Origin of the sequence: Geomonas paludis (assembly GCF_014193585.1) — a bacterium.
Lineage (GTDB): Bacteria > Desulfobacterota > Desulfuromonadia > Geobacterales > Geobacteraceae > Geomonas > Geomonas paludis.
The window spans coordinates 100,814-122,348 of the sequence record NZ_BLXY01000009.1; the positions used below are offsets into that span (position 1 = coordinate 100,814).

22 protein-coding genes and 1 riboswitch are annotated in these 21,535 nt (G+C 58.6%); of the genes, 7 read left to right on the plus strand and 15 right to left on the minus strand.

Annotation, left to right across the window (positions count from 1 at the left end; translation table 11 throughout):
* Positions 1-78: 78 nt before the first annotated feature.
* The 4 genes from shc to hpnH all read left to right on the plus strand — a co-directional run bounded on the left by shc (position 79) and on the right by hpnH (position 6,326).
* Positions 79-2,121: a squalene--hopene cyclase gene (gene shc / locus H7687_RS16910; RefSeq protein WP_183349572.1), complete on the plus strand. Its 2,043-nt coding sequence runs from the start codon at positions 79-81 to the stop codon at positions 2,119-2,121.
* Between the two features lie 9 nt (positions 2,122-2,130).
* Entirely contained in the window at positions 2,131-3,123 is a 993-nt protein-coding gene (gene hpnA / locus H7687_RS16915) for a hopanoid-associated sugar epimerase (protein WP_183349574.1), read from the plus strand.
* 174 nt (positions 3,124-3,297) lie between these two features.
* Positions 3,298-5,205 (plus strand): 1-deoxy-D-xylulose-5-phosphate synthase, encoded by a 1,908-nt coding sequence (dxs, locus tag H7687_RS16920; protein ID WP_183349576.1) that lies wholly within the window; start codon positions 3,298-3,300, stop codon positions 5,203-5,205.
* A 122-nt stretch (positions 5,206-5,327) separates the two neighbouring features.
* Complete coding sequence (gene hpnH, locus H7687_RS16925) at positions 5,328-6,326, plus strand: adenosyl-hopene transferase HpnH (protein ID WP_183349578.1); 999 nt, start codon at positions 5,328-5,330, stop codon at positions 6,324-6,326.
* Between the two features lie 111 nt (positions 6,327-6,437).
* Here hpnH and H7687_RS16930 read toward each other — a convergent pair whose 3' ends face one another.
* The 13 genes from H7687_RS16930 to H7687_RS16990 form a co-directional block, all read right to left on the minus strand.
* Positions 6,438-7,772 carry a tetratricopeptide repeat protein gene (locus H7687_RS16930; RefSeq protein ID WP_183349580.1) on the minus strand — a complete coding sequence of 445 codons (1,335 nt, stop codon included), beginning with the start codon at positions 7,770-7,772 and terminating at the stop codon, positions 6,438-6,440.
* Positions 7,773-7,956: 184 nt separating this feature from the next.
* Positions 7,957-9,675 (minus strand): caspase family protein, encoded by a 1,719-nt coding sequence (locus H7687_RS16935; RefSeq protein WP_183349582.1) that lies wholly within the window; start codon positions 9,673-9,675, stop codon positions 7,957-7,959.
* A 138-nt stretch (positions 9,676-9,813) separates the two neighbouring features.
* Complete coding sequence (locus H7687_RS16940) at positions 9,814-10,611, minus strand: N-acetylmuramoyl-L-alanine amidase (protein ID WP_183349584.1); 798 nt, start codon at positions 10,609-10,611, stop codon at positions 9,814-9,816.
* A gap of 29 nt (positions 10,612-10,640) precedes the next feature.
* Positions 10,641-11,138: a hypothetical protein gene (locus H7687_RS16945; protein WP_183349586.1), complete on the minus strand. Its 498-nt coding sequence runs from the start codon at positions 11,136-11,138 to the stop codon at positions 10,641-10,643.
* A gap of 21 nt (positions 11,139-11,159) precedes the next feature.
* A complete protein-coding gene (locus tag H7687_RS16950; RefSeq protein ID WP_183349588.1) occupies positions 11,160-11,462 on the minus strand; it encodes a hypothetical protein in 303 nt (100 codons plus the stop codon).
* A 31-nt stretch (positions 11,463-11,493) separates the two neighbouring features.
* Positions 11,494-12,375 carry a hypothetical protein gene (locus H7687_RS16955; protein WP_183349590.1) on the minus strand — a complete coding sequence of 294 codons (882 nt, stop codon included), beginning with the start codon at positions 12,373-12,375 and terminating at the stop codon, positions 11,494-11,496.
* 1 nt (position 12,376) lies between these two features.
* On the minus strand, positions 12,377-13,285 hold the full coding sequence (locus tag H7687_RS16960; protein WP_183349592.1) for a hypothetical protein: 909 nt from the start codon (positions 13,283-13,285) through the stop codon (positions 12,377-12,379).
* A 595-nt stretch (positions 13,286-13,880) separates the two neighbouring features.
* Positions 13,881-14,447, minus strand: a complete 567-nt coding sequence (locus tag H7687_RS16965; RefSeq protein WP_183349594.1) for a thioredoxin-like domain-containing protein — start codon at positions 14,445-14,447, stop codon at positions 13,881-13,883.
* Positions 14,444-14,785, minus strand: coding sequence for a cupin domain-containing protein (locus H7687_RS16970; protein WP_183349596.1), 342 nt, complete (start codon positions 14,783-14,785; stop codon positions 14,444-14,446). The genes H7687_RS16965 and H7687_RS16970 overlap by 4 nt, the downstream gene beginning before the upstream one ends.
* Positions 14,786-15,039: 254 nt before the next feature.
* Entirely contained in the window at positions 15,040-15,435 is a 396-nt protein-coding gene (locus H7687_RS16975) for a hypothetical protein (RefSeq protein ID WP_183349598.1), read from the minus strand.
* Between the two features lie 21 nt (positions 15,436-15,456).
* Positions 15,457-15,966 carry a hypothetical protein gene (locus tag H7687_RS16980; protein ID WP_183349600.1) on the minus strand — a complete coding sequence of 170 codons (510 nt, stop codon included), beginning with the start codon at positions 15,964-15,966 and terminating at the stop codon, positions 15,457-15,459.
* Positions 15,967-16,037: 71 nt separating this feature from the next.
* A complete protein-coding gene (locus tag H7687_RS16985; protein WP_183349602.1) occupies positions 16,038-16,493 on the minus strand; it encodes a hypothetical protein in 456 nt (151 codons plus the stop codon).
* 281 nt (positions 16,494-16,774) lie between these two features.
* Positions 16,775-17,185 (minus strand): hypothetical protein, encoded by a 411-nt coding sequence (locus tag H7687_RS16990; protein ID WP_183349604.1) that lies wholly within the window; start codon positions 17,183-17,185, stop codon positions 16,775-16,777.
* A gap of 118 nt (positions 17,186-17,303) precedes the next feature.
* Between H7687_RS16990 and H7687_RS16995 the strand changes: the two genes are divergently transcribed.
* From H7687_RS16995 to H7687_RS17005, 3 genes are all read left to right on the plus strand, one after another.
* Positions 17,304-17,651, plus strand: a complete 348-nt coding sequence (locus H7687_RS16995; protein WP_281376730.1) for an MGMT family protein — start codon at positions 17,304-17,306, stop codon at positions 17,649-17,651.
* Positions 17,652-17,866: 215 nt separating this feature from the next.
* Positions 17,867-18,988, plus strand: a complete 1,122-nt coding sequence (locus tag H7687_RS17000; RefSeq protein WP_183349606.1) for a sensor histidine kinase — start codon at positions 17,867-17,869, stop codon at positions 18,986-18,988.
* Positions 18,989-19,140: 152 nt separating this feature from the next.
* On the plus strand, positions 19,141-19,695 hold the full coding sequence (locus tag H7687_RS17005) for an NADPH-dependent FMN reductase (protein WP_183349607.1): 555 nt from the start codon (positions 19,141-19,143) through the stop codon (positions 19,693-19,695).
* 185 nt (positions 19,696-19,880) lie between these two features.
* Here the strand turns inward: H7687_RS17005 and H7687_RS17010 are convergent, their stop codons facing one another.
* Positions 19,881-20,630 carry a C40 family peptidase gene (locus H7687_RS17010; protein WP_183349609.1) on the minus strand — a complete coding sequence of 250 codons (750 nt, stop codon included), beginning with the start codon at positions 20,628-20,630 and terminating at the stop codon, positions 19,881-19,883.
* A gap of 237 nt (positions 20,631-20,867) precedes the next feature.
* A complete protein-coding gene (locus H7687_RS17015; RefSeq protein ID WP_183349611.1) occupies positions 20,868-21,074 on the minus strand; it encodes a hypothetical protein in 207 nt (68 codons plus the stop codon).
* Positions 21,075-21,428: 354 nt separating this feature from the next.
* Positions 21,429-21,505: riboswitch (cyclic di-GMP riboswitch) on the plus strand.
* Positions 21,506-21,535: the final 30 nt, after the last annotated feature.

A 21,535-nucleotide genomic window follows, 5' to 3' on the forward strand; every position in this document is an offset into this window, starting at 1 on the left:
AGATTTCGAGCCTTGTAACTATGAGCAAAGCAGCTACACTGAGTTAATGCGCACCAATCCGGCAGAAAGGAGTATGTGGTGACTTCCCCCTTCAAACACCCCATATCACATGCACTCACCTCATTCAACGGCACCGTTAGTGAGCCGGAGTTGAACGTCGAACACAAGGCAGGGGCAACGGTCCATCAGTTTCCTCCCGCTCTTTGGAAGAGTAAGCCGGGCAAGGTAAAGAGCCCTCTCGATCTCGCCATTGAAGGAAGCCGCGACTTCTTCTTCCGCGAGCAGCTCCCCAAAGGTTATTGGTGGGCCGAGCTCGAATCCAATGTCACCATAACTGCAGAATATATAATGCTGCTCCACTTCCTTGGGCTGGTTGATCACGAGCGCCAGCGCAAGATGAGCAATTACCTCCTCTCCAAGCAGACCGAGGAGGGGTTCTGGACCATCTACTACGGCGGCCCCGGCGACCTTTCCACCACCATCGAGGCCTACTTCGCCCTCAAGCTCGCCGGCTACCCTGCCGACCACCCCGCGCTGGAAAAGGCGCGCGCCTTCATCCTCTCCAAGGGGGGGGTGATCAAATCCCGCGTCTTCACCAAGATCTTCCTGGCGCTCTTCGGGGAGTTCGACTGGCTGGGCGTGCCCAGCATGCCGGTGGAGCTGAACCTGCTCCCCAACTGGGCCTACATCAACATCTACGAGTTCTCCAGCTGGGCCAGGGCCACCATCATCCCGCTCTCCATCGTTATGTTCAAGCGGCCGGTGCACAAGCTCCCCCCCGCGCAGCGGGTGCAGGAACTGTTTGTGCGGCCGCCGCGCGCCATCGACTACACCTTCACCAAGGAAGAAGGGATCTTCACCTGGAAGAACTTCTTCATCGGCCTGGACCACATGCTCAAGCTCTACGAGCGCAGCCCCATCCGTCCTTTCCGCAAGCGGGCCATGACCAGGGCCGAAGAGTGGGTGCTGGAGCACCAGGAGGAGTCCGGGGACTGGGGCGGCATCCAGCCGGCCATGCTGAACGCGGTGCTGGCGCTGAGCGTGTTGGGCTACGACAACGACCACCCGGCGGTAGCCCAGGGGCTGAAGGCGCTGGAGCACTTCTGCATCGAGACCGACGAACAGCTCGTGCTGCAGTCGTGCGTGTCGCCGGTGTGGGACACCGCGCTCGCGCTCAAGGCGCTGGTCGATGCCGCCGTACCGCCCGACCATCCCTCGCTGGTGAAGGGTGCACAGTGGCTCTTGGAGCGAGAGGTGAGGCGCCCCGGCGACTGGAAGATCAAGTCCCCCGACCTGGAGCCGGGCGGCTGGGCCTTCGAGTTCCTGAACGACTGGTACCCGGACGTCGACGACTCCGGCTTCGTCATGATCGCCCTGAAGGGGATCGAGGTGAAGGACCGCAAGGCGATGAACGCCGCCGTCAAGAGGGGCATCGACTGGTGCCTGGGGATGCAGAGCAAAAACGGCGGCTGGGGCGCCTTCGACAAGGACAACACCAGGCACATCCTGAACAAGATCCCCTTCGCCGACCTGGAGGCGCTCATCGACCCGCCCACCGCCGACCTCACCGGCCGGATGCTGGAGCTGATGGGGACCTTCGGTTATCCCAAGACCTACCCGGCGGCGCAGCGCGCCCTGGAGTTCCTGAAGAAGAACCAGGAGCCTGAAGGTCCGTGGTGGGGGCGCTGGGGGGTCAACTACCTGTACGGCACCTGGAGCGTGCTCTGCGGCCTCGCCGCCATCGGCGAGGACATGGAGCAGCCCTACGTCAAGAAGGCGGTCAACTGGATCAAGTCGCGCCAGAACATCGATGGCGGCTGGGGCGAGACCTGCGAGTCCTATCATGACCCCGCCCTGGCCGGGATGGGAGAGAGCACGGCATCGCAGACCGGGTGGGCGCTTCTGGGCCTGATGGCGGCCGGCGAGGCGCATTCTTCCACCGTGGTGCGCGGCATCCAGTACCTGATCTCGACCCAGAAGCAGGACGGCACCTGGGACGAGACGCAGTACACCGGGACCGGGTTCCCCAAGTACTTCATGATCAAGTACCACATCTACCGCAACTGCTTCCCGCTCATGGCGCTGGGGACCTACCGCACCCTTACCTGCGGGGCGGAGTAGCGGCCGGGTATGAAAGCCTTCGTCACCGGGGCCACCGGTTTCATCGGCGCGAGCATCGTGCGCGAGCTCCTCAAGGAAGGGGCGCAGGTACGCGTGCTGGTGCGCCCCGGGTCGGACCGGCGCAACCTGGCCGGGCTCGACCTGGAGTTGCACGAGGGCGATCTCTCCGAGCGCCAGTCGCTGGTCAGGGCGCTGTCCGGATGTGACCTCCTCTTCCACGCCGCCGCCGACTACCGGTTGTGGACGCGGACGCCGCAGGCGATGTACGACGCCAACGTGCTGGGCACGCGCAACATCCTCTCCGCGGCGCTGGCCGCAGGCGTCGGCAGGGTGGTCTACACCAGCAGCGTGGGGACCCTGGGCAACCCCGGCGACGGCACCCCCGGCACCGAGGAGACCCCGGTCGACTTCGCGGACATGGTCGGGGATTACAAGAAGAGCAAGTTCCTGGCGGAGCGTGCCGCCGAGTCCTACCTGGAGAAGGGGCTGCCGCTGGTGATCGTGAACCCGTCCACCCCGGTGGGGCCGATGGACGTGAAGCCGACCCCGACGGGGAAGATCATCGTCGATTTTTTAAACGGCAAGATGCCCGCCTACCTCGACACCGGATTGAACCTGATCGACGTCGAGGCATGTGCGCGGGGGCACCTGCTGGCGGCCCGGAAAGGCCGGATCGGGCAGAAGTACATCCTCGGGAACCGCAACCTGACCATGGCGCAGATCTTCGAGATGCTCTCTGCGCTCACCGGGCTCAAGGCGCCGTGGGTGAAGCTTCCCTACTACCCGGTCCTCGTGGCGGCCTACGCCAACCATGCGCTCGCCGCCGTCACCGGGCGCGAGCCGCTCATCCCGCTGGCCGGAGTGCAGATGGCGAGGAAGTACATGTATTTCGACTCCGGCAAGGCCCAGGCCGAACTGGGGTTGCCGCAGGCTCCCGTGGAAGACGCCCTGGAGCGCGCGGTGAAGTGGTTTAAAGACAACGGCTACATCCAAAACCGCTAACAAGGAGAACATCTGAGAAAATCTGAGACGGCACCCCCGGAGGAAGGCAAAGACTTGGGGAGGTAACTCTCAAAAGCTTTTCTCAGATGTCCTCAGATTTCCTCCTTGTGAATGGTTTTAAGGTTTCTCTGATGTTCTCATGCTTCTAATCGTTACGGGTTCTCAAGGAGATCCATGTACACATTGCTCAGCAAGATAAACGGTCCCGACGACCTGAAGAAGCTGGATGCCGAGGAGCTGGTGCTGCTCGCAGACGAGGTGCGCGGCTTCCTCATGGATACGGTGGCGAAGACCGGCGGACACCTGGCCTCCAACCTGGGTGTGGTCGAGCTCAGCATCGCGCTGCATTACTGTTTCGACTCCCCCAAGGACAACATCGTCTGGGACGTCGGCCACCAGGCCTACACCCACAAGATCCTCACCGGGCGCCGCGACAGCTTCCACACCCAGCGCTGCTACAAGGGGATCAGCGGCTTTCCCAAACGCTCCGAGTCCCCCCACGACGCCTTCGGCGCCGGGCACTCCTCCACCTCGATCTCCGCGGGGCTCGGCCTCGCCGTGGCCCACACGTTGAAGGGGGACGACGCCCGGGTCATCTCGGTGATCGGCGACGGCTCGCTGACCGGCGGCATGGCCCTGGAGGCGCTGAACCAGGCCGGGCACCTGAAGAAAAACATGATCGTGGTCCTAAACGACAACGAGATGTCCATCTCCAAGAACGTGGGTGCCCTCTCATCCTTCATCTCCAGAAAGATGACCGGCTCCTACTACCGCGGCCTCAAGAAGGAGATGGAGGGGCTCCTGGCGGGGATCCCGGCCATCGGCGGCAACATCCTCCACTTCGCCAAGAAAGCGGAGAACTCGCTCAAGGGCTTCCTCACCCCGGGGACGCTCTTCGAGGCGCTCGGCTTCGAGTACGTCGGCCCCATCCCCGGACACGACATCCCCACCCTGCTGGGCGTACTGGAGAACGTGAAGCGGCTGGAAGGCCCGATCCTGCTGCACGTCATGACCAAGAAAGGGAAAGGCCACGGACCGGCCGAGGACATGCCGGACAAATACCACGGCGTGGCCCCCACCAAGCCCGCCAGTGCCACCCCGAGCAAGCAGGCTCCCCCCTCCTACACCAGCGTCTTCGGCAACACACTGGTCAAGCTGGGAGAAAAGGACGAGAAGATCCTGGCCATCACCGCGGCCATGCCCGACGGCACCGGACTGACTCCGTTCGCGGAACGGTTCCCGGAGCGGTTCTTCGATGTCGGCATCGCCGAGCAGCACGCCCTGACCTTCGCGGCGGGGCTCGCCGTGGAAGGGTTCCGCCCGGTCGCCGCCATCTACTCGACCTTCACCCAGCGCGCCTATGACCAGGTCTTCCACGACATCTGCCTGCAGAAGCTCCCGGTGACCATGGCACTGGACCGCGCCGGCCTGGTAGGCGACGACGGCCCGACCCACCACGGCGCCTTCGACATCTCGTACCTGCGTCACCTCCCCGAGCTCACCGTGATGGCGCCCAAGGACGAGAACGAGCTGCAGCACATGCTGAAGACCGCCATCTACCTCGGCCGCCCCGTCTCGCTGCGTTACCCGCGCGGCGCCGGGTTCGGCGTGGCGATGGACAAGGAGTTGAAGTCGCTCGAAATCGGCAAAGGGGAGCTGCTGATCGAGGGGACCGACCTGACCCTGGTCGCCGTCGGCTCCACCGTCTATCCCGCACTGGAGGCCGCCGCCCTGCTGAAGCAGAAGGGTATCTTCGCCTCCGTGATCAACGCCCGTTTCGTCAAGCCTTTGGACCGCGACTTGATCCTCGCCGAAGCCGGCCGCACCGGCTGCCTGGTGACGGTCGAGGAGAACGCCCTGTTGGGCGGGTTCGGCAGTGCCGTGCTCGAAGCGGTAGCAGATTCCGGCCTAACCGGGGTGCGGGTGAAACGGATCGGCATCCCCGACAGCTTCATCGAGCAGGGAAGCCAGGCCCAGTTGCGCGCCGACCTGGGGCTCGACGGTGCCGGCATCGCCGCCACCTGCCAGGCCTTCCTCAAGGGAGCCGGCAGCGTTCACCCGCAACTGACCGTAGTAAAGTAGCAGCGTTTTACTTGCACTCAGGCAGCTAACGCGGGACAGGCTGAAAGCTTCATCTCCTCGGCCTGTCCCGCAGCCGTCTTTATCAGTCGTCAACCAAAGAACAGCCGGAAGGATACTCTACAATGCGTTTTCCGATGCGATTGAATTACGATCTCACCCGTTACATCATGGGCAACAAGATGAAGAAGCAGGAGAAGTATCCCCTGGTCCTCATGCTGGAGCCGACCCACCTGTGCAACCTCGCCTGTTCCGGCTGCGGCCGCATCAGGGAGTACGCCGACACCATCCAGGAGATGATGAGCCTGCAGGAGTGCCTGGACTCCGTGGACCAGTGCCCGGCGCCGGTCGTCACCATCACCGGCGGCGAGCCGTTTCTGTATCCCCACATCTTCGAACTGATCGACGCGGTGCTCAAAAGAGGGAAGCACATCTATCTCTGCACCAACGCTCTGCTCCTGGAGAAGGCGCTGGACACGCTGAAGCCGCACCCCAACTTCGTGCTCAACGTCCACCTGGACGGCATGGAAGAGACCCACGACCGCATCCTGGAGCGCCCCGGCACCTTCAAGATCGCCATGTCCGCCATCAAGAAGGCCAAGCAGCTTGGTTTTAGGCTCTGCACCAACACCACCATCTTCAAGGAAACCGACCTGATCGAGATCGAGATGCTCTTCTCGCACCTGAGGGACCTGGGCGTCGACGGCTTCCTGGTGGCCCCCGGCTTCGGCTACGAAGCGGTCGGCGAGAAGCTGTTCCTGGAGCGGCGCGAGATCCAGAAGAAGTTCGAGGCCGTGTACGAGATGAGCAAGCGCTTCCGCTTCTTCTCCACGCCGATGTATCTGAGGTTCCTGAAGGGCGAAAAGGAGCTCGAGTGCACCCCGTGGGGCAACCCGACCCGGAACCCGCGCGGCTGGAAGGCCCCCTGCTATCTGATCACCGACGAGCACTACGGCAGTTTTGCCGAGATGATGGCGAAGACCCAGTGGGACAAGTACGGCGTCGGCAAGGACCCGCGCTGCGCGCAGTGCATGATGCACTGCGGCTTCGAGCCCACCGTCGTCGAGGAGATCGGCAAGAGCTGGAAAGAGATGTGGGAAATGTTCCTCTGGAACCTCACCTGAGAAACGGTCTTGCAAAAGGTTTGAAAACAGGAAGGGGCAGCCTCACGGCTGCCCCTTCTTATTCATCAGGCCTCTATCGTGGACTGGTGTGCGGTTGTCATTACTTTGCTTTTATATCGGTTCCAGCCCGAGCAGTTCCCGAAACTCTTTATCAGTAGCGAAGCATTCCAGATCATTCTCCTCCGCGTTTTTCGGTTTTCCTGAACTTGAAACATAATCTTTCAACATCAGCATCCTGAAGGTATCCAACCAGTTTTTGTCGGTGTCGAGCGCCTTTTTCATTGCATTGAGCGCTTTCATTCTGACATCCTCCAGATCTACCTCACTTTTCTTACGTTCCTCGGGAGGGAAGTTGGAATAGTACGCGAACTTCTGCCCATACGCGCTCGCCAAGTTAACCCAAATTGAACCGGCAACGGAGCCACTCGCACGAGTGACATATTCTTCTCCGTACTTGATGGCGTCGCTAAACCCCTTTGGTGGGTCCAGATATAGCGAAACGTAGGAGAGAGCGTTGTAAACACTCAGCACCTGGTAGGGTTCTGTACGTGCGTTGATTTTCTTGTACGCCGTCAACAGTTTTGTACGCACATCCTCAATCGGTCTGCCCGCCGCTTCCAGTGTTTCGGCAAATTCAAGAAGTAGCCCTATATCATCCGGGAACTGAGAGACGGCCAGGGCATACCCCTTGATGGCATCCTCGTAGTTCTTCTTGATCAATTGTGCTTTGGCCCATGCCGCGTAATCTTCAGGCTTGCCACCCAGTTGATTCAAGGAATACTTGGCTAGGTTAGTGGCTGCTTTTTCGACCGGCTTTGCCAGTTCGGCATGACCATCACCCGCGTTGAATTTCCCCAGTGACGCCACCTCGGTCTTTTTCAGTAATTGGAGATCGCTGCGAGAAGCCAGCTGAGCATCGGCGTACTTGAAGGCACCTGCGAGAAAGATGCGCGTCAGTATATACCCCGAGAGAAAGCCGAGGGTTATGAAGTACACCACCGTAGCCGCCGCCAACGGCTGCGCCTGCTGCGGCCCGTTAAGGCCTATGCCGCCTGCAATGAAAACGGTTGCCCGTTGGAAATACTCGTATATCGTACGCAGTTCCACCAACCCGACGCCTACAATGATCTTTGTGAGCCAATCGGATATCTGCTCCAAGTTCGTGTTCTGTTCCAGATTGGATTCCTGCAAAGTCCGGTCTCCATCCGGTGGGGCGTTTCCGCTCGCATTTTTCTTGCCGGTTTGGTCGACCCGGGGAATGCCAAACAGAAAGCCAAGGAGGACCCCCCCGCTAAACAACGCCAGAGCGCACATCAGGACAACGTGTGTGGAACTGCACAACCAGATGAGATATAGCCCCAAAGCTCCGAAGAGAAGCGTTAGCATCGCCACGAGTGAGGCATTTTTCAGCGTTTCTGTTTTGCAGACCGCGCTTTCTTCCATCACGGGCACCTCCCATATCTTTGATATGCAGGCTTATAAGGGCGTCCCCAGCAAACGCCAGCATATCCGTTCAGGACTGACAGACATAGGACAACTGCAAAAACCGCGAACATGTCTAGCTCCTCAATAATGCTCGCGCGCTTCGAGCAGGTTATTGAAACAAGTCATTCCCGATGTAGCGGCAGAATTATCGACCGGGTATCACGTGGCTGCACTTATCTCTGGGACAAACCAGGTTAGGGGTCTGCTGGTACTTGAGCTCCTTCAGTCGCTGGGAGACAGCTTTGATCAGTGCCTCAAAGGTGACCGGCTTCGCGCCGCCCCGCAGCTTACGCATGACGTTCGCCAGACAGTAGGTGAAGGCTCCATAGGAGGTGACTCCGTGCCGGTATTCGTAGGAATACTCCTCCTCGCTGCAGGCCTCGAGAAGAATAGGGATGAAAGGGCCTTGATGCCGGTAGGCTTTGGTGGCCTTGCGGAATCCGGTCGCGGAGGTCCAAAGCGGTACGGCCCGCCCCAGAAGGCGCTCTGCTCCGCTGTCCCCTAGGAAATTGGCTTTATCTCCCTTGTCGATCATTTTCGCAGTGGCCAGCTTCAATTCCCGGGGGATCCACATGCAGCGTTTTGCATCCCACTTAAGCGAGCGGTGGCGGATGTCGTCCGGCGGATCGAGGCCGCGCACCCTGACCGAACCGTTGCGGGTCATGCCTCCCGAATGGCAGCAGTCCAGTATCGCGGTGAAGTTCGTGTCGTATGGGAGTTGGCTGTAGAGTTGGCAGAACCAGTCGTCGGTAATGGCCTTTTCCTTGGACCAGTCGAAGTCGTACGGGACCAGACACTCGTCCACATGATCCACTTCTTCCTTGCCGCCGTAGCCAGGGATCTGCGCTCCATGCCCGCTGTAGAAGAAGACGCGCTGGTCGCCCTTGGCGGCCCCGTCCATGAGCCACTCCAACCGTTGCCGGATGCCGTCCGCAGTGGCTCGTTCGTTGAAGACCACCCGAATATCCTCGGGAGGGAACCCCTGCTCTTGGAGAATCTCGCTCATCAAAAAGACGTCGTTGATGCACCCCTCCAGGCGGTCACCGGGGTTGGGGTAGTCGTTGATACCGACCAGGAGCGCACGGAACTGCGGCTTGGCGGTCGTCTTCTTGACCGCCGTATAGGCGCGACTGAGGGACCTGGGTGTTTTGCCGAACACAGGGGTCCATACGTTGGTGATGGCATTGGGGTGAGAGAGATAGTGCGCCGGATCATGATCCGCGATTCCGGGGATGTCGAAATAGGTGGTGACCTGTTCGAAGTTGTCCGCCCTGATGTCAATCTCCGCGGTGAGGACACTATCGTTTTTGTTGTAGAGGTGGTACCAGAAGGACGTCTGTTCCAGGGGCACCAGTCGCCCCCCGAAGATGGAGCGCACGAACGGGTTGCCGATCTGGGAACCCAGGCTCACGAAGGTTCTGCCCGCCACTATCTCGGGTTGGCGTGCGAAGGTATCATAAGCGATCAGGGAACCCAAGCTGTGGGCGCAGATCACGTCGGGTTTGAATGCGCTGATCTTTTGCGCCAGTGCGGCGTTGCAGGCAGCCCTAAGTTTCTCATCGGCGGCCCACTGCGCTACCATACCGGCAGTCCAGCGAATGTCGTCGCCGAAGCCCCGGGATGTGAAGATATCGCCGATGCCATGCCATACGCCGCTAGCCAGCAACCGTGCTAACGCCTCTGCGACGATTGCGGCATCAAGCTTGGCGTTGGCGAAGATGCTGTCATAAGGAAGCCCGTCATACTCTAACTCTATATCGGCGGCGATACTGGCCGTGGCTTTAGCAATGGCCGCCTTCCAGTCAGCATCCCACATCCCACTTATTTCTTTGTGCCCCACGCCGTGAATCAGAAGGACTTTCATCGAGTACCCCCCTTGATCAGCGATATGTACGTGTGTAGGTGGTGTAAGAGGGGGACGTTGTCTCTCAAAAAAACAAGGACGTCCCCTGTCTTCCCCCTGTCTCGCATGCAGTGGCAGAGGACAGGTTATGGGAGGTTTTCACAATAAGTAATCGCCGCAAACCCATTGCTGGACCGCAGGATGGATGCGACACCAGCCGTTTCGGTCCTCGTAGACCTGGACAAGGACCCCTTTCTGGAGTTTCATCACTATCGGCGCGTCGATGCGCCCCTCGACGCGTACGTTCAAGAGGGAGGCGTTCACCATCGCTGAGCGAAGGGCGGAAGTCACTAGTGGCGCCGGTATCGCCGCACTCAGGGCCGTGAGCACTTCCGGTATGAATCCGGTCTGAGCCGCGTCTACCGAGTTGCCACCGAAAAAAGCGGTCCCCGGACAGCTCTTGGTGTTTCCCGTCCCGCCGGTCCTTCGGCCTGTGTCGAGGTCGTACCAGTGGTGATAGACGATGGTTTCCGTTGTCGGCGTCAGTCGGAACTCACGGCAGAGCAGGGCGTTTACCTCGATTATCGCTTGTCTGTGCGCCTGAGTCATGGTGTCCCGTCCCGAATCGAAATCGCCGAGATTCTCGATGCAGATCCCGGCCTGGTTGGCGCCCTTAATGCCTGCGGGGATCTTTTCGAGCGGCCTGCAAAGAGCTACCGTTCCATCCGGAAAGGTCGTCAGGTTCTGGGCGATCTCGGAAAAGCCTCGCTCCACGACATGATAGTGCTCCATGCCACAGAGAAGATCGAAATGGTTCGATCCGGTGAACGAACGGTAGGAAGGCTCCTTGGTATGGTGGTTCTGGATGACTTGAACCTTCCTGTTGAAACAGGTCTCCCGGAGCCACTGGTCGAATTCAGATATGGTGAGAAGGTTGAATTTGCCGTTACTGGTCATGGTAGTCCCTCCTGTTGCTTCGACAAAAATTATCCAACCGATCCGTCGTCAGTCATCATCCGGGTCGCCATGGCGGGAGCTGCGGCTGGAACAGTTGCCGTTGCAGGAGTCGCTGTCACTGTTGCGGTTGCTGTCCCCCCTGGCGCCACCCCTCCCGATTCGCCCGGAGCCGCAGAGCCTCCTGTGTCCTCCGCCTGTCTTGCAGCCGAAACATCCTTCATGGCCTGGATGCCTTTACCCAATACATAGGAGCCGCCGCTGATACCGAGAAGGGACAAAATACCGGCTGGTATCTCCACCGGAAATCCAGGTCCATCCTTCTTGCTTATGATCACGATAAAAAGGCTCATGGAGATGACGAACGTGAAAATGAGCAACTGGAACCGCGCCATGCTCGCATTGCCGTTGTCTTCGCTGATGAGCATTCTCAGGTCGATCTTCCCTTTCACTATCAGGTAGAGAATAATGAGCTCCAGACAGAAGAAGAAAATTGCTGTCATCCATTGAGTTGCGACAATAGGCTCCATGCTACCCTCCATTGTGACAAGTCACCTTGAAAGGAACTTGCCTGCTAAATACAAAAGATTGCTGCCTCCCAGGATATAGAAAAGTTCAGGTGGGACTGCTGGAAGCTGTGAGGGGTTTTCAATGAGGCGGAAAGTAAAGTAACCAGAAGTGAGGACCGTGACACCGAGAAGTTGAAACCTTGTGACGTTGTTCCTTCTCCGGGTTGAGATGACCCCCCCCCGGATGCCGCTCTTTCCTTTGGTGACCTGAAAGATGGCTGCTACATAAAGGGCTACCACGAGTACCACAACTTGAACCTTCAAGATGGCGACGAGATGTTCCATAGCCGCTACTCCCCTTTTTTTGTCGCCACCACTACTGGAACCAGGATACGGCCTTCTTGAACTTGCTCAGGTCGCTTGCGCTCAGGCCGAACATGAAGCTGCTGCCATCTGGCTTGTAGAGTCCCCACAGCCCGAGAGCGTTGAGTTGGGTGCCGGCGCCAAGCAGCAGCTTGGCGCGCTCGTCGAGGTTGCCCACGCCGATGCCCAGGCGGAAGCCGCTTTTCCGCACCCAGTTGGACAGAAAATTCTCTTTGAACACGAAAGGCATGGTGTTTTGATCTATCTCAGGGAAAAAGGTGTAACTAAGACCGGCCGTGCCCATGATCGCGACCTGCGCTCCGTGCTCGAACGCCAGTGTTGGTTCGAATCGGAAGATCGCCTCCCACGGTGAGATGCCCAGGTTCGGCCGATGTAAAGCCTCGCCGGTGTGGTCGGCCCGTGTCAGCGACCAGTTGCTGTTGACGTATCCTTCGAGGAAATTGGCGTTTTTCGCGGTTTCGGTCTTGAAGTACTTCCTCTCGAGCAACTGGTCCTGCAAGGATACGAGGTTGATGTAGTGAGACTTTAGATACGGTTGCAGGTTCATGTTGTAGGCGTCCACTTCCGCGGATACCCCGGAGGAATTCGACGTATCGGGTGTCAGCCCGCCGATCGCCTTTATCCTCGCGTTTTTAGCCGTCTTCAGGGCATCGGGAACACGCGGATCGCCCACCTCCAATCCATCGAGCGCAGATGCCCCGGTGAGGCAGGCCTCCAGATATGTCTGCACAATCACGTTGGTCTCGTTGGCACGCGCCAGTTGAACCTTCATCTTGTACTGTTCCACTGAGGACGATAGTTGACCTGCCAGTGCGACCGTCGTCTGGACCAAAAAAACAACCCCGACGAGAAATCCGCTCACGTATTTGCTCATTTCATGCTCCCTTTCCCAGCATAGCTGACAATGCCGAGCTGAACTGGGGCTGCTTCAAATAGGTGAGGACGTCATGGTTTTCCGCTATCTTGCCGGGGTCGCGCGTACCGAAGGAGATGAACTCAACGCATCCCGGGTGCTCCGTATTCAGGACCTTGATCTCGGCCGGGGTGAACCCCTGCCGCAGTGGAATCAAATCCACCAGCTTTCCTGGGGCAACCTGAAACTTGACGTCGCTGCACACAATGTCGTTTTCATTGCAGATGAACCTGAGCTTGTCCTTTCCCAGCATGTTCCACATGCGGGCGAACATTGACAGGGTTGTCAGGCGGTCCCAGTCAAAGTACTCTCCCATCCTCTGAAGGAAATCCTTGCAGACGTTGCGGATCGGGGATTCGAACCCCAGCGGTGAAGCCAATAGGATCATGCCGCGGTAGGGAACGGTCCCGGTCTCGGCGAACTCACGCCACACCAGGTGAGGCAGCATCGCCGCGCCAAGGGAATGCCCCACCAGGATGGTGTCCGCCTCCTTGAACACTTCCTTCCCGTTGGCATCCCGGCGCAGAGCCTCAAGCTTGAGAGCACACTCGTCCTGGATCATGAGCCACATGTCCGGCAGGCCCACGTAGACCAGGACGTCCATCATGTAGTCCCTGAAGACTTTCCAGCTGTCATTGCCCACCCACTTCTGCAGGTCGGTGAAGCCGCACATCCCGACGACATCGGCCATGGCTCCGCTTACCACATCGTACTTGTCCTCGACCTTTTGCAAGACTTCTTCCCAGAAAAGCCCCTTGACCGTGACGTTGGTGAGATCGGTGTTTTGCCTGATCGCCGATTCCCAGGACTGACAGAAATCTTCTGCGGCATTGCCGATCCCATGTGCGACAACAATGAGTGTGTTTTGCATGACTCCTCCTTGTTTGATGGCGCGTACAGTGAACCGAGTCAGCTTAAAGTGTATGAAGCTGCTGCAAACGAGTTTTATGGAGCCTGGATTTGTGCTCTGAAAAGGGTGGGGGGATGACTGCCATTGACCGCAAAAGTCATACCGCGGATGGCGCCGAAGGAAAGTATACAAAAACAAGCACTTCGAGGAATTTGTGCTGACAAAACCGGTTGCTGTGTGTGAACATTTTTACAGTACCCTCATCATGAAACAAAAAAAACATGTTAAATCGCATGTTAATAGACGTTGTAAAATAATTCACACTGTGATTTTTTTTACAACGTTGTGAGATTCAACGAGAAGGGGCAGCCTTACGGCTGCCCCTTCTTTTTGTCCACATCATTCGAGGTCGGCACACAATTCTTCTCGCCCCCCCGGATCCCCTCCGCCGGAGCACTGCCCCCACCTGCTCGACCCCAGTCACCTTCATTTCCACTTTCTCCAGGGACACTTTTCCCTTCAGGTCGAAGAAAAGGGGACGGGCTACTTTTCCATTTCCAGCAGCCGGACTTTAAAAAGTAGCCTGTCCCCTTTTTTCCTGTCCCCGACTCTCCTGTTATTGCATCTCATTTTGCCCATGTTCCGGGCCTTTGCCGCGGAATGCGTCGATGAACGCCTTTGCACGGCCCGGATCAAAGGGATCAAGACGGAGCATCTTGGTCCAGGCCGTAAGGATCACCACATCTCCCAGTCCTGGCAGCGGGGTGACGATTATCCCATCCCACTTGCCGCCATATCGTTTTTGCCATTTATTCAGTTGAGCGAGTACGGATGGCGCTGGTGTTTCGTAGTAGATGACGATGTTGCCGTGCTCCAGCGAGTGAACCAGCTTTTCCGGCGCTTGAGGGATCTTGTAGAAAGCGGGCTTGACCGGTTTGGGGTCGTGGGGACCGGAAGTGGGAGGGTAGTGGCCATACTCCCATTTCTCGCCGGGATCCAGATGTGCCCGCCCTTCTGAACGGAAAGTCTGAACCTGTTCAAGCCCCTTAACGTCTGCGGGAGCATCTTCCTTGGGAACGGAATCATGAGCCATGGCGACCGACACGGTTAGAGCCAGAAAGGTCAGGGCCACGGTCAGCCGGAAGCATCTATTCAGCGAAGATGAAAGCATGATCGATTTCACTGCTGCTTGACTATGTCGACGGAGATCTCCACCGCCGGGATCGTCCCTTTGTTCTCAAGCCAGTGTATGGTGTTCCTATCCTCGGGCCACCCCACCCCCGGCCCGTACTCCGTCGCAACACCGTCGCGATGGTCAGTGATTGTGCCTTGCAGTATATAGACCGTGCCCGGTCTGTCTTTATGGTCGTGCATCGGTCCGAAGACGCCTCCCGGTTCGATGGTCACCATACGCATTCGGAGCTGGCGCCCTTCCATTCCCTCGATCTCCGGGCCGAGATCCACCGTTGCAAGTAACTGCACCGAAACACCTTTCGTTTCAGGAACCTCCTCATTGCTCATAGCGATCTCCTGTTGTACGCAGAACCTACCGTGGCCTAGTCCCTATTTTAGCATTTCAAAGAAAAGGGGACAGGCTACTTTTCTATCTTCGACCTTCTGGCATGGGTGCGATTCGTGCCGGAGCTTGCCTAGTCTAATCAACGAGGGGGGATCTTCTTACTCATGGCGGGACGGTCAGGGCGGGACGTAGGTGACTTATGTAACGTGTTAATGTCGTTGGGGTAGTGGCGTCACAACAGGCCCACAGTCCCCCTTCACCCCGCTCTATAGAACCTCACAAGCGACATGAAGAGTGCGAAGGTGTAGCCGTAGGTGAAACTGTCCAGGAAAAAGACTTGCCGTCCTTTGGATTCCTTTAGCTGCCGCAAACCGGCCATGGTTACTCCGCAAAGTAGCGGCACGAAAAGGAGCCCGTACCCTTGCAGGTGCTTGGAGTGAACGATATGGTTGGGAGCGATCCACAGACTGACCACCCCGGCCAGACTTCCCAGCAAGATGCTGCCGATGAACGCAAACACGGGATGCATACGATCACTCTTGCGGAATGGCTCCACAAGCGACCGCAGGCCCAACTCCACCAATAGCTGAAAGATGATGTTGGCAAACAACTCCCACAGCAGACCGAAGATCAACTCAAAAATGGCTTCCAAAGAATCTAGCTTCTCCTATTTTCACCATCCTCGGTTAAGTGACGGGCAGGCGCACTTGTCGCCGTCGGCCCATTGCTTGAGCGGGTCGGAAATCTTGCCGCGACGGGCGTGGTAGATGTCGAGCTCGGTCTTGTTTTTGCCTGCCGGACGTATCTCGGCCACGAGGGTGTAGATACCGTCACGCGGTGTCCCTGACATGTGGCTGTCGTTATACTCCTCCTGCAGCGTGAGCGCGGTGGTGTCGTTGCCTGCACTTTCAAAACGGGGCCGGAAGGTTGTCGAACCTCCCGTCTCCTTCAACGCATAGTTGGGCGGGTCTACCACCCGAACGTCGAGACACTTTTGAGCGAAAGCTTTTACGTCGGAGGTGACGGATTTGGCGGAGCGGTTGACGGTGTAGTGCTCCGCCTTGCCGAATACCTTGGCATCCTTATACATGTCCACGAACTCCTGCCGGCTTTGTGGAACTCCTATGGCACAGCCTGCAACAACTGGGACAAGGAGCAGCAAAGAAAGACTGCGAAACGACATGAGCGATACACCTCCTGCATGGTAGGCTAGGTACTCGACAAGCTAATGCAGTTAGGCACTCTAAATTAACGCTAGCTCCTGTTCAAGCTAATTCTTTTCCGCCGCCGCCCATTAAGCATCCCCCAGGCCCCCCGTGACTGCAACGACACGCGCTGCAACTTCCACGACGCGTACTGGAACTTTCCCGGCGCCCTCTGGAACTTCCATTGAGCGTCCCGGAACTTCTCTGGCGCCTTCGGAAACTTCCACGGAGCGTCCGGGAACTTCTCCGTCGCCTTCGGGAACTTCAACGGAGCGTCAGAGAACTTCTCCGACGCCTTCGGGAACTTCCACGCAGCGTCCGAGAACCTCTCCATCGCCTTCGGGAACTTCAACGGAGCGTCAGAGAACTTCTCCGACGCCTTCGGGAACTTCCACGCAGCGTTCGAGAACTTCTCCCACGCCTTCGGGAACTTCCACGAAGCCTCAGGGAACTTCTCCGACGCCTTCGGGAACTTCCACGAAACGTCCGGGAACTTCTCCGTCACCGTCGGGAACTTCTACGAAGCCTCCGGGAGCTTTCGGAGAGCGTGTTCGGACAGAGGGGGGGCAGAAGGGGCTGGGCTCAGGTGGCTGCCTTAGAAGTACGCTCATTTCAACTCAGCCAGCTTCCCAAGCACTAAGGGGACAGGCACCTGGCGGAGCCAGTCCCCTCCTTCGGGAAAGGGAAGCCAACGCGTATCGCTGATAGAACCAATAAAGATGGGGGGTGCCTTACGGCACCCCCCATTGTTTTTACGGCGGCTATTGTGGCGGGACTTGGAGGGGATCAAGCATGGACACTGTTCTGATCGTCGTCGTTTGCAGCAGCTTTCTTGGCCCGGGGGTGTGCCCTTCTTTCTTTGCCGAGATCGAATCCGGAGAGGACAAGGAGCTCAGGGTTGCGCACCGCTGCCATTTCCAGCAGAGAGGCGATCTCGTCCAGATACCCGACCAGCTCTTCCTGGAGGCGCTCACGCTCTGCAATCGCCAATCTGCCGCCCAGCATCGACTCGTGGTAAATTACGTCATACTTGTTCGATGCCCCGAGATACTCTTCCCGCAGCTTGGGGTGAGCCGCCCAGAACCACTCCGGAATTCTGCTTAGATCCATGATGGCGTTTCTGATTCTCTGGTTTAGGTTGTGAAACTTTGTAGGGCCTATGCTATGGTAGGTTCGCAAGATCCGTTGATATGCCACCACAACCTCCTTCCTTCGTGTCTACGAAGGGCGCATTGGTTAAGATGAACTAACGATTCCCGCCACGCAGAAATATACAACGCCGCAAAAAGGGGCGCAACTCAGAGGTGAGAAAAAATTGGAACGGACTCGGCAAAATCCTTACGGACAGGCAACGACCTCATCCACCTATCGGCACATCTATGCCGTCGTATCCCAAATCCCGAAGGGACAGGTGGCCACCTACGGGCAGGTAGCGGCGCTGGCGGGCCTGCCGGGACGGGCGCGCCAGGTCGGCTATGCCTTGAGCGCGCTCAACGATCCCTCCGTCCCCTGGCACCGCGTCATCAACGCCAAGGGGGAGATCAGCCTCCGCTCCGGCGGCAGCGACGGAGATGACCTGCAGCGCTTGCGATTGGAAGACGAGGGAGTCGGCTTCGACTCCCACGGCCGCATCCCGCTTCATATCTACCGGTGGCGACCGTGATCAACCACACAGCCGTAGCCGAATGAGCGTTGCTCGCCGTCGGAATACGGCAGGCATCCGCCGGAGTCGGGAAAAACGCATAGTGCAACAAGCAATTGACATCATAGGCAAAAATAATTAGATTACCCCCATCGTACTCCCCACCATCTCCCACACGCACCGTTGGCATTGACAATAACAGCTTGTCCTGATCGGATCTATCCTTGGAGGCTGCTGTGGATACCCATTTCGCTCCCGCCGAACGCGCCACTGACGATCAACTGCAACAGGAAATCGTAAAGGTCACCACCAGCGCGGTAGTCCAGGAACTGCTGCATTCTATCGGCGGACTGATAGCCGTACTGGACGAGCACCGCCAGGTTGTCGGTCTTAACGACTCTTTTCTGAAGACGCTGGGAATCGATGATCCCGGTCCGGTGCTGGGACTTCGTCTGGGCGAGGTGCTGGGATGCGTGCACAGCAAGGACGAACCCCACGGCTGCGGGACCACGAGGTACTGCAGCACCTGCGGCGCGGTGATCGCCATGGTCGCGGCACTGAAGGGTGAGGGGCCGGTGGAAGAGCTTTGCTCGCTCAGCACCAGCAAGGGTGACATGACCGCCGAGTACGCGATCATGGTCCGCGCCAGTACGCTAAAGCTGGAGGGGCAAACCTTCATCCTGCTCTTCCTGCACGACGTCACCGTGGAGCATCTGCGTGCCGCCCTGGAGAGAACCTTCTTCCATGACATGGGCAACATGTTCACCGGACTGCTGGGCGCGAGCCAGTACCTGGTCCGGGAAGACAAGTCCGAAATGGCGGCCATGATCCATCGCGCCGCCTTGCGGCTGCACAAGGAACTGGAAATCCAGAGGTGCCTCTTCAAAAACGACTTCCTGGAATACCGCCCCTCGCGCGACGACACTACTGCGGGGGAGCTTCTCGCCGAGCTCAAAGGCATCTTCGCCAAGCACGACGCCGCCACCGACAAGGCCATGATACTCCCCGACTCGCTGCCGCTGCTCAGCGTGAAGACCGACAAGTCACTGGCGTTGCGGGTCATGTCCAACATGGTCCTCAACGCACTGGAGGCAACGGAGGAGCACGGCGAGGTGAAACTGTGGTTCGAGCAGGAGCCGGATGCCTTGCAATTCTGCGTCTGGAATGAGAAGGCCATCCCCGACGACGTGCAGTGCCGGATCTTCCAGCGCAGTTTCAGCACCAAGGAGGGGGCCGGCCGCGGGGTGGGAACCTTCTCGATGCAACTGATCGGCGAGAAACTGCTGGGCGGCAAGGTGAGCTTCTCCTCCTCAACGACGCAAGGGACCCTGTTCAAGTTCCAGATACCGGTCCACTGACCTCACACCAGCCCCGCCAGCAGTTGAAAACGCCCGCCCCCTGCGGCTCTTCCGGCTCAAGCTGAATCATGGCTCACTCTTCTAATAGCAAAGCTGTGACGCGGTGCTATAGTCATAGCTGTGAAAATTCGCTATCAAGGGAGGAGAAGGTCATGAGTCAGTATCAGATAGCTGTTATCGTTGGGAGCCTGAGGCGTGATTCGATCAACCGCAAGCTCGCCAATGCACTGATCAAGCTGGGGCCTGCCGATTTTTCTTTCAAGCTTCTCGAAATAGGCGACCTGCCGCTGTACAACCAGGATGACGATGACAACCAGGCGCAGTCTGTGGTGCGCCTGAAAAGCGAAGTCAAGGCGGCCACAGGTTTGATCTTCGTTACCCCTGAGTACAACCGGTCTATGCCGGGGGTGCTCAAAAATGCGCTCGACAACGCATCCCGCCCCTACGGTACCAGCGCCTGGACCGGTAAGCCCGCCGGAATTCTGGGGGCTTCCATCGGACAGATCGGCACCGCGCTCGCCCAGCAGCACCTGCGCAACACCCTGGCCTACCTCGACGTCCCCACCATGGGGCAGCCGGAAGTCTTCATCCAGGTCAAGGAGGGTTTCTTCGACGGGGTGGGCGACATCACCAATCCTGATACGGTCAAGTTCCTGCAGGGGTGGATGGAGCGCTACGTCCAGTGGGTGAAGCGGCACGCGCAATGAGCTTGTGCTTCAGGAGGGCTGTTTGGGGACTGGCTCCGCCAGGTGCCTGTCCCCTTGCTGTTTGCGAAAGGTGGCTGAGCAGAAGGAATGTTTCTGAGCTGAGAGAAGCGTTCCTGTGCTGAAAGGAACGTTCCGCAAAAGGGACAGGCACCTACGGAGCCTGTCCCTTCTGCGTTGGCCTGCGGTCAGATGACGCGTTTGGCGCCCAGGTAGCGCGGGCGATAGTAGTCGCTGTTCATGTCGGAGATGGTCACCTCTCCCTTGCCGGAGGAGGCATGGATCATCTTGCCGTCGCCGAGGTAGATGCCGACGTGGGACGGGTACTGCGCGTAGGTCTGGAAAAATACCAGGTCCCCCTTGCGCAACTCGCCCGGCGCCACGTCGCTGCCGACGTTGATCTGCTCCCGCGCAGTACGCGGCAGGTCGATCTGGTTGGCGTGGAATACCTGCTGCACGAAACTGGAGCAGTCGATCCCGTCCGCCCCCTCACCGCCGAAGCGGTAGGGGGTGCCGAGGTACCGCGCTGCGGTCGCACTGATGTGGTCGATCTCTGCCGCCGTGTCGCTGGGCATCAGGGCAGGCGCCGAGGGGACCGGCTCGCCTTCTGTCTCTGCCGTCTCGAGGGCGGCGCTGCCGCGGTAGGCGCTGGAGAAGGCGAAATCGAGCCCGGGCACGGACGGCAGTGCCGCGCCGGAGGCTGCAGCAGACGCGCCGTCAGAAACGGCCAGGGCCAAGGTGCTCTGCATCATCTGGACCCGGAGCATTTCCGCGGCGACACGGGGGGAGACCTGCTCCGTGCCGACCGCACCGGTAACGGATTGCAGCAGGGACTCGAATCCGGAAGGGGCGCCTGGGGCCTTCTTCTCCGTGCACACCTCACGCGGAGACGCCACGGGGGATGTTGTCTGTAAAACATTTACGGCATTTATGGTCATTGCGAACTCGTCTTGCTGCTCCCGCGCCTCGAGACGCCGCAGGCGCTTTTTTGACGCGGGGAGTCATTGCGCCGTCACCGCCGGCCGGTCCGGAAGCGCAGGCAGCGCGGCTTTCGTAGTCTTTTCATCGGAATGGAACTGCCCGTACCGTTATCTTTGCAATTTGGCAGCCAAGATGGGGAAAGAGAGGATCGAGGTGAGACGGGTTGCAGATGCTTGGCTGGTGACGGGAGAGCCTCAGTCGCCGAAAGCTTCGCTGTCGGAAATCTCCGCGGACTCGCGCGAGGTCTTCACCACGGTGCCGCGGTAAAGGATGTATTGCCTTTGACAGGCACAGGAATACGACAACCTCACGCTCCAGTGGGCCTGCACGTAACCGGGGTATTCGTTACGCAAGCCGCACTCGCAGGTAAAACCAGTATCGTCGTGCTCTATATTCGCCATGAAGTCCCCCTGCCCTGCCACAGCATAATAATGAAGATTGCAGCCTGCACATTCAATTCGCAGGATTTACCTCGTTATATCAACCATCTTAACATGAACGAGCGTCCGCCGCCCCCATTAAAAAAGGTGCCGATTTTTTCTGTATACGATTCTATGCAGCTTCACATGAAAGTCAACGGCGAATTGAAAAAGGTCGCTGCCCGCCCCCGGTGCAGGCGCCGCTGCCGCTGAACGGGCGGCACGGTCCCCTCTCAGCAAATCCCGGTTGCTTTATTGCCGGGCAATAGTGTAATGTATTCAATGCCCTACACATAGGCGGCCGGCTGATTCCGGCGCCCCCTCATACGGATCGATACACGATAATACTAAACCACCCGCGAGGGTGGGGCGGAAAGCCCATTGGGTCTCACGAAGACAGCCGGGTTGCCGAAATATCATATTAGGCAACGCGGCTTTTTTTG

Coding starts and splice junctions, on each gene's coding strand:
- hpnA (WP_183349574.1), top strand. CDS start 2,131: ATGAAAGCCTTCGTCACCGGGGCCACCGGTTTCATCGGCGCGAGCATC.
- dxs (WP_183349576.1), top strand. CDS start 3,298: ATGTACACATTGCTCAGCAAGATAAACGGTCCCGACGACCTGAAGAAG.
- hpnH (WP_183349578.1), top strand. CDS start 5,328: ATGCGTTTTCCGATGCGATTGAATTACGATCTCACCCGTTACATCATG.
- H7687_RS16935 (WP_183349582.1), bottom strand. CDS start 9,675: ATGAAAGTCCTTCTGATTCACGGCGTGGGGCACAAAGAAATAAGTGGG.
- H7687_RS16940 (WP_183349584.1), bottom strand. CDS start 10,611: ATGACCAGTAACGGCAAATTCAACCTTCTCACCATATCTGAATTCGAC.
- H7687_RS16945 (WP_183349586.1), bottom strand. CDS start 11,138: ATGGAGCCTATTGTCGCAACTCAATGGATGACAGCAATTTTCTTCTTC.
- H7687_RS16950 (WP_183349588.1), bottom strand. CDS start 11,462: ATGGAACATCTCGTCGCCATCTTGAAGGTTCAAGTTGTGGTACTCGTG.
- H7687_RS16955 (WP_183349590.1), bottom strand. CDS start 12,375: ATGAGCAAATACGTGAGCGGATTTCTCGTCGGGGTTGTTTTTTTGGTC.
- H7687_RS16960 (WP_183349592.1), bottom strand. CDS start 13,285: ATGCAAAACACACTCATTGTTGTCGCACATGGGATCGGCAATGCCGCA.
- H7687_RS16970 (WP_183349596.1), bottom strand. CDS start 14,785: ATGAGCAATGAGGAGGTTCCTGAAACGAAAGGTGTTTCGGTGCAGTTA.
- H7687_RS16980 (WP_183349600.1), bottom strand. CDS start 15,966: ATGTCGTTTCGCAGTCTTTCTTTGCTGCTCCTTGTCCCAGTTGTTGCA.
- H7687_RS17005 (WP_183349607.1), top strand. CDS start 19,141: ATGAGTCAGTATCAGATAGCTGTTATCGTTGGGAGCCTGAGGCGTGAT.
- H7687_RS17010 (WP_183349609.1), bottom strand. CDS start 20,630: ATGACCATAAATGCCGTAAATGTTTTACAGACAACATCCCCCGTGGCG.
- H7687_RS17015 (WP_183349611.1), bottom strand. CDS start 21,074: ATGGCGAATATAGAGCACGACGATACTGGTTTTACCTGCGAGTGCGGC.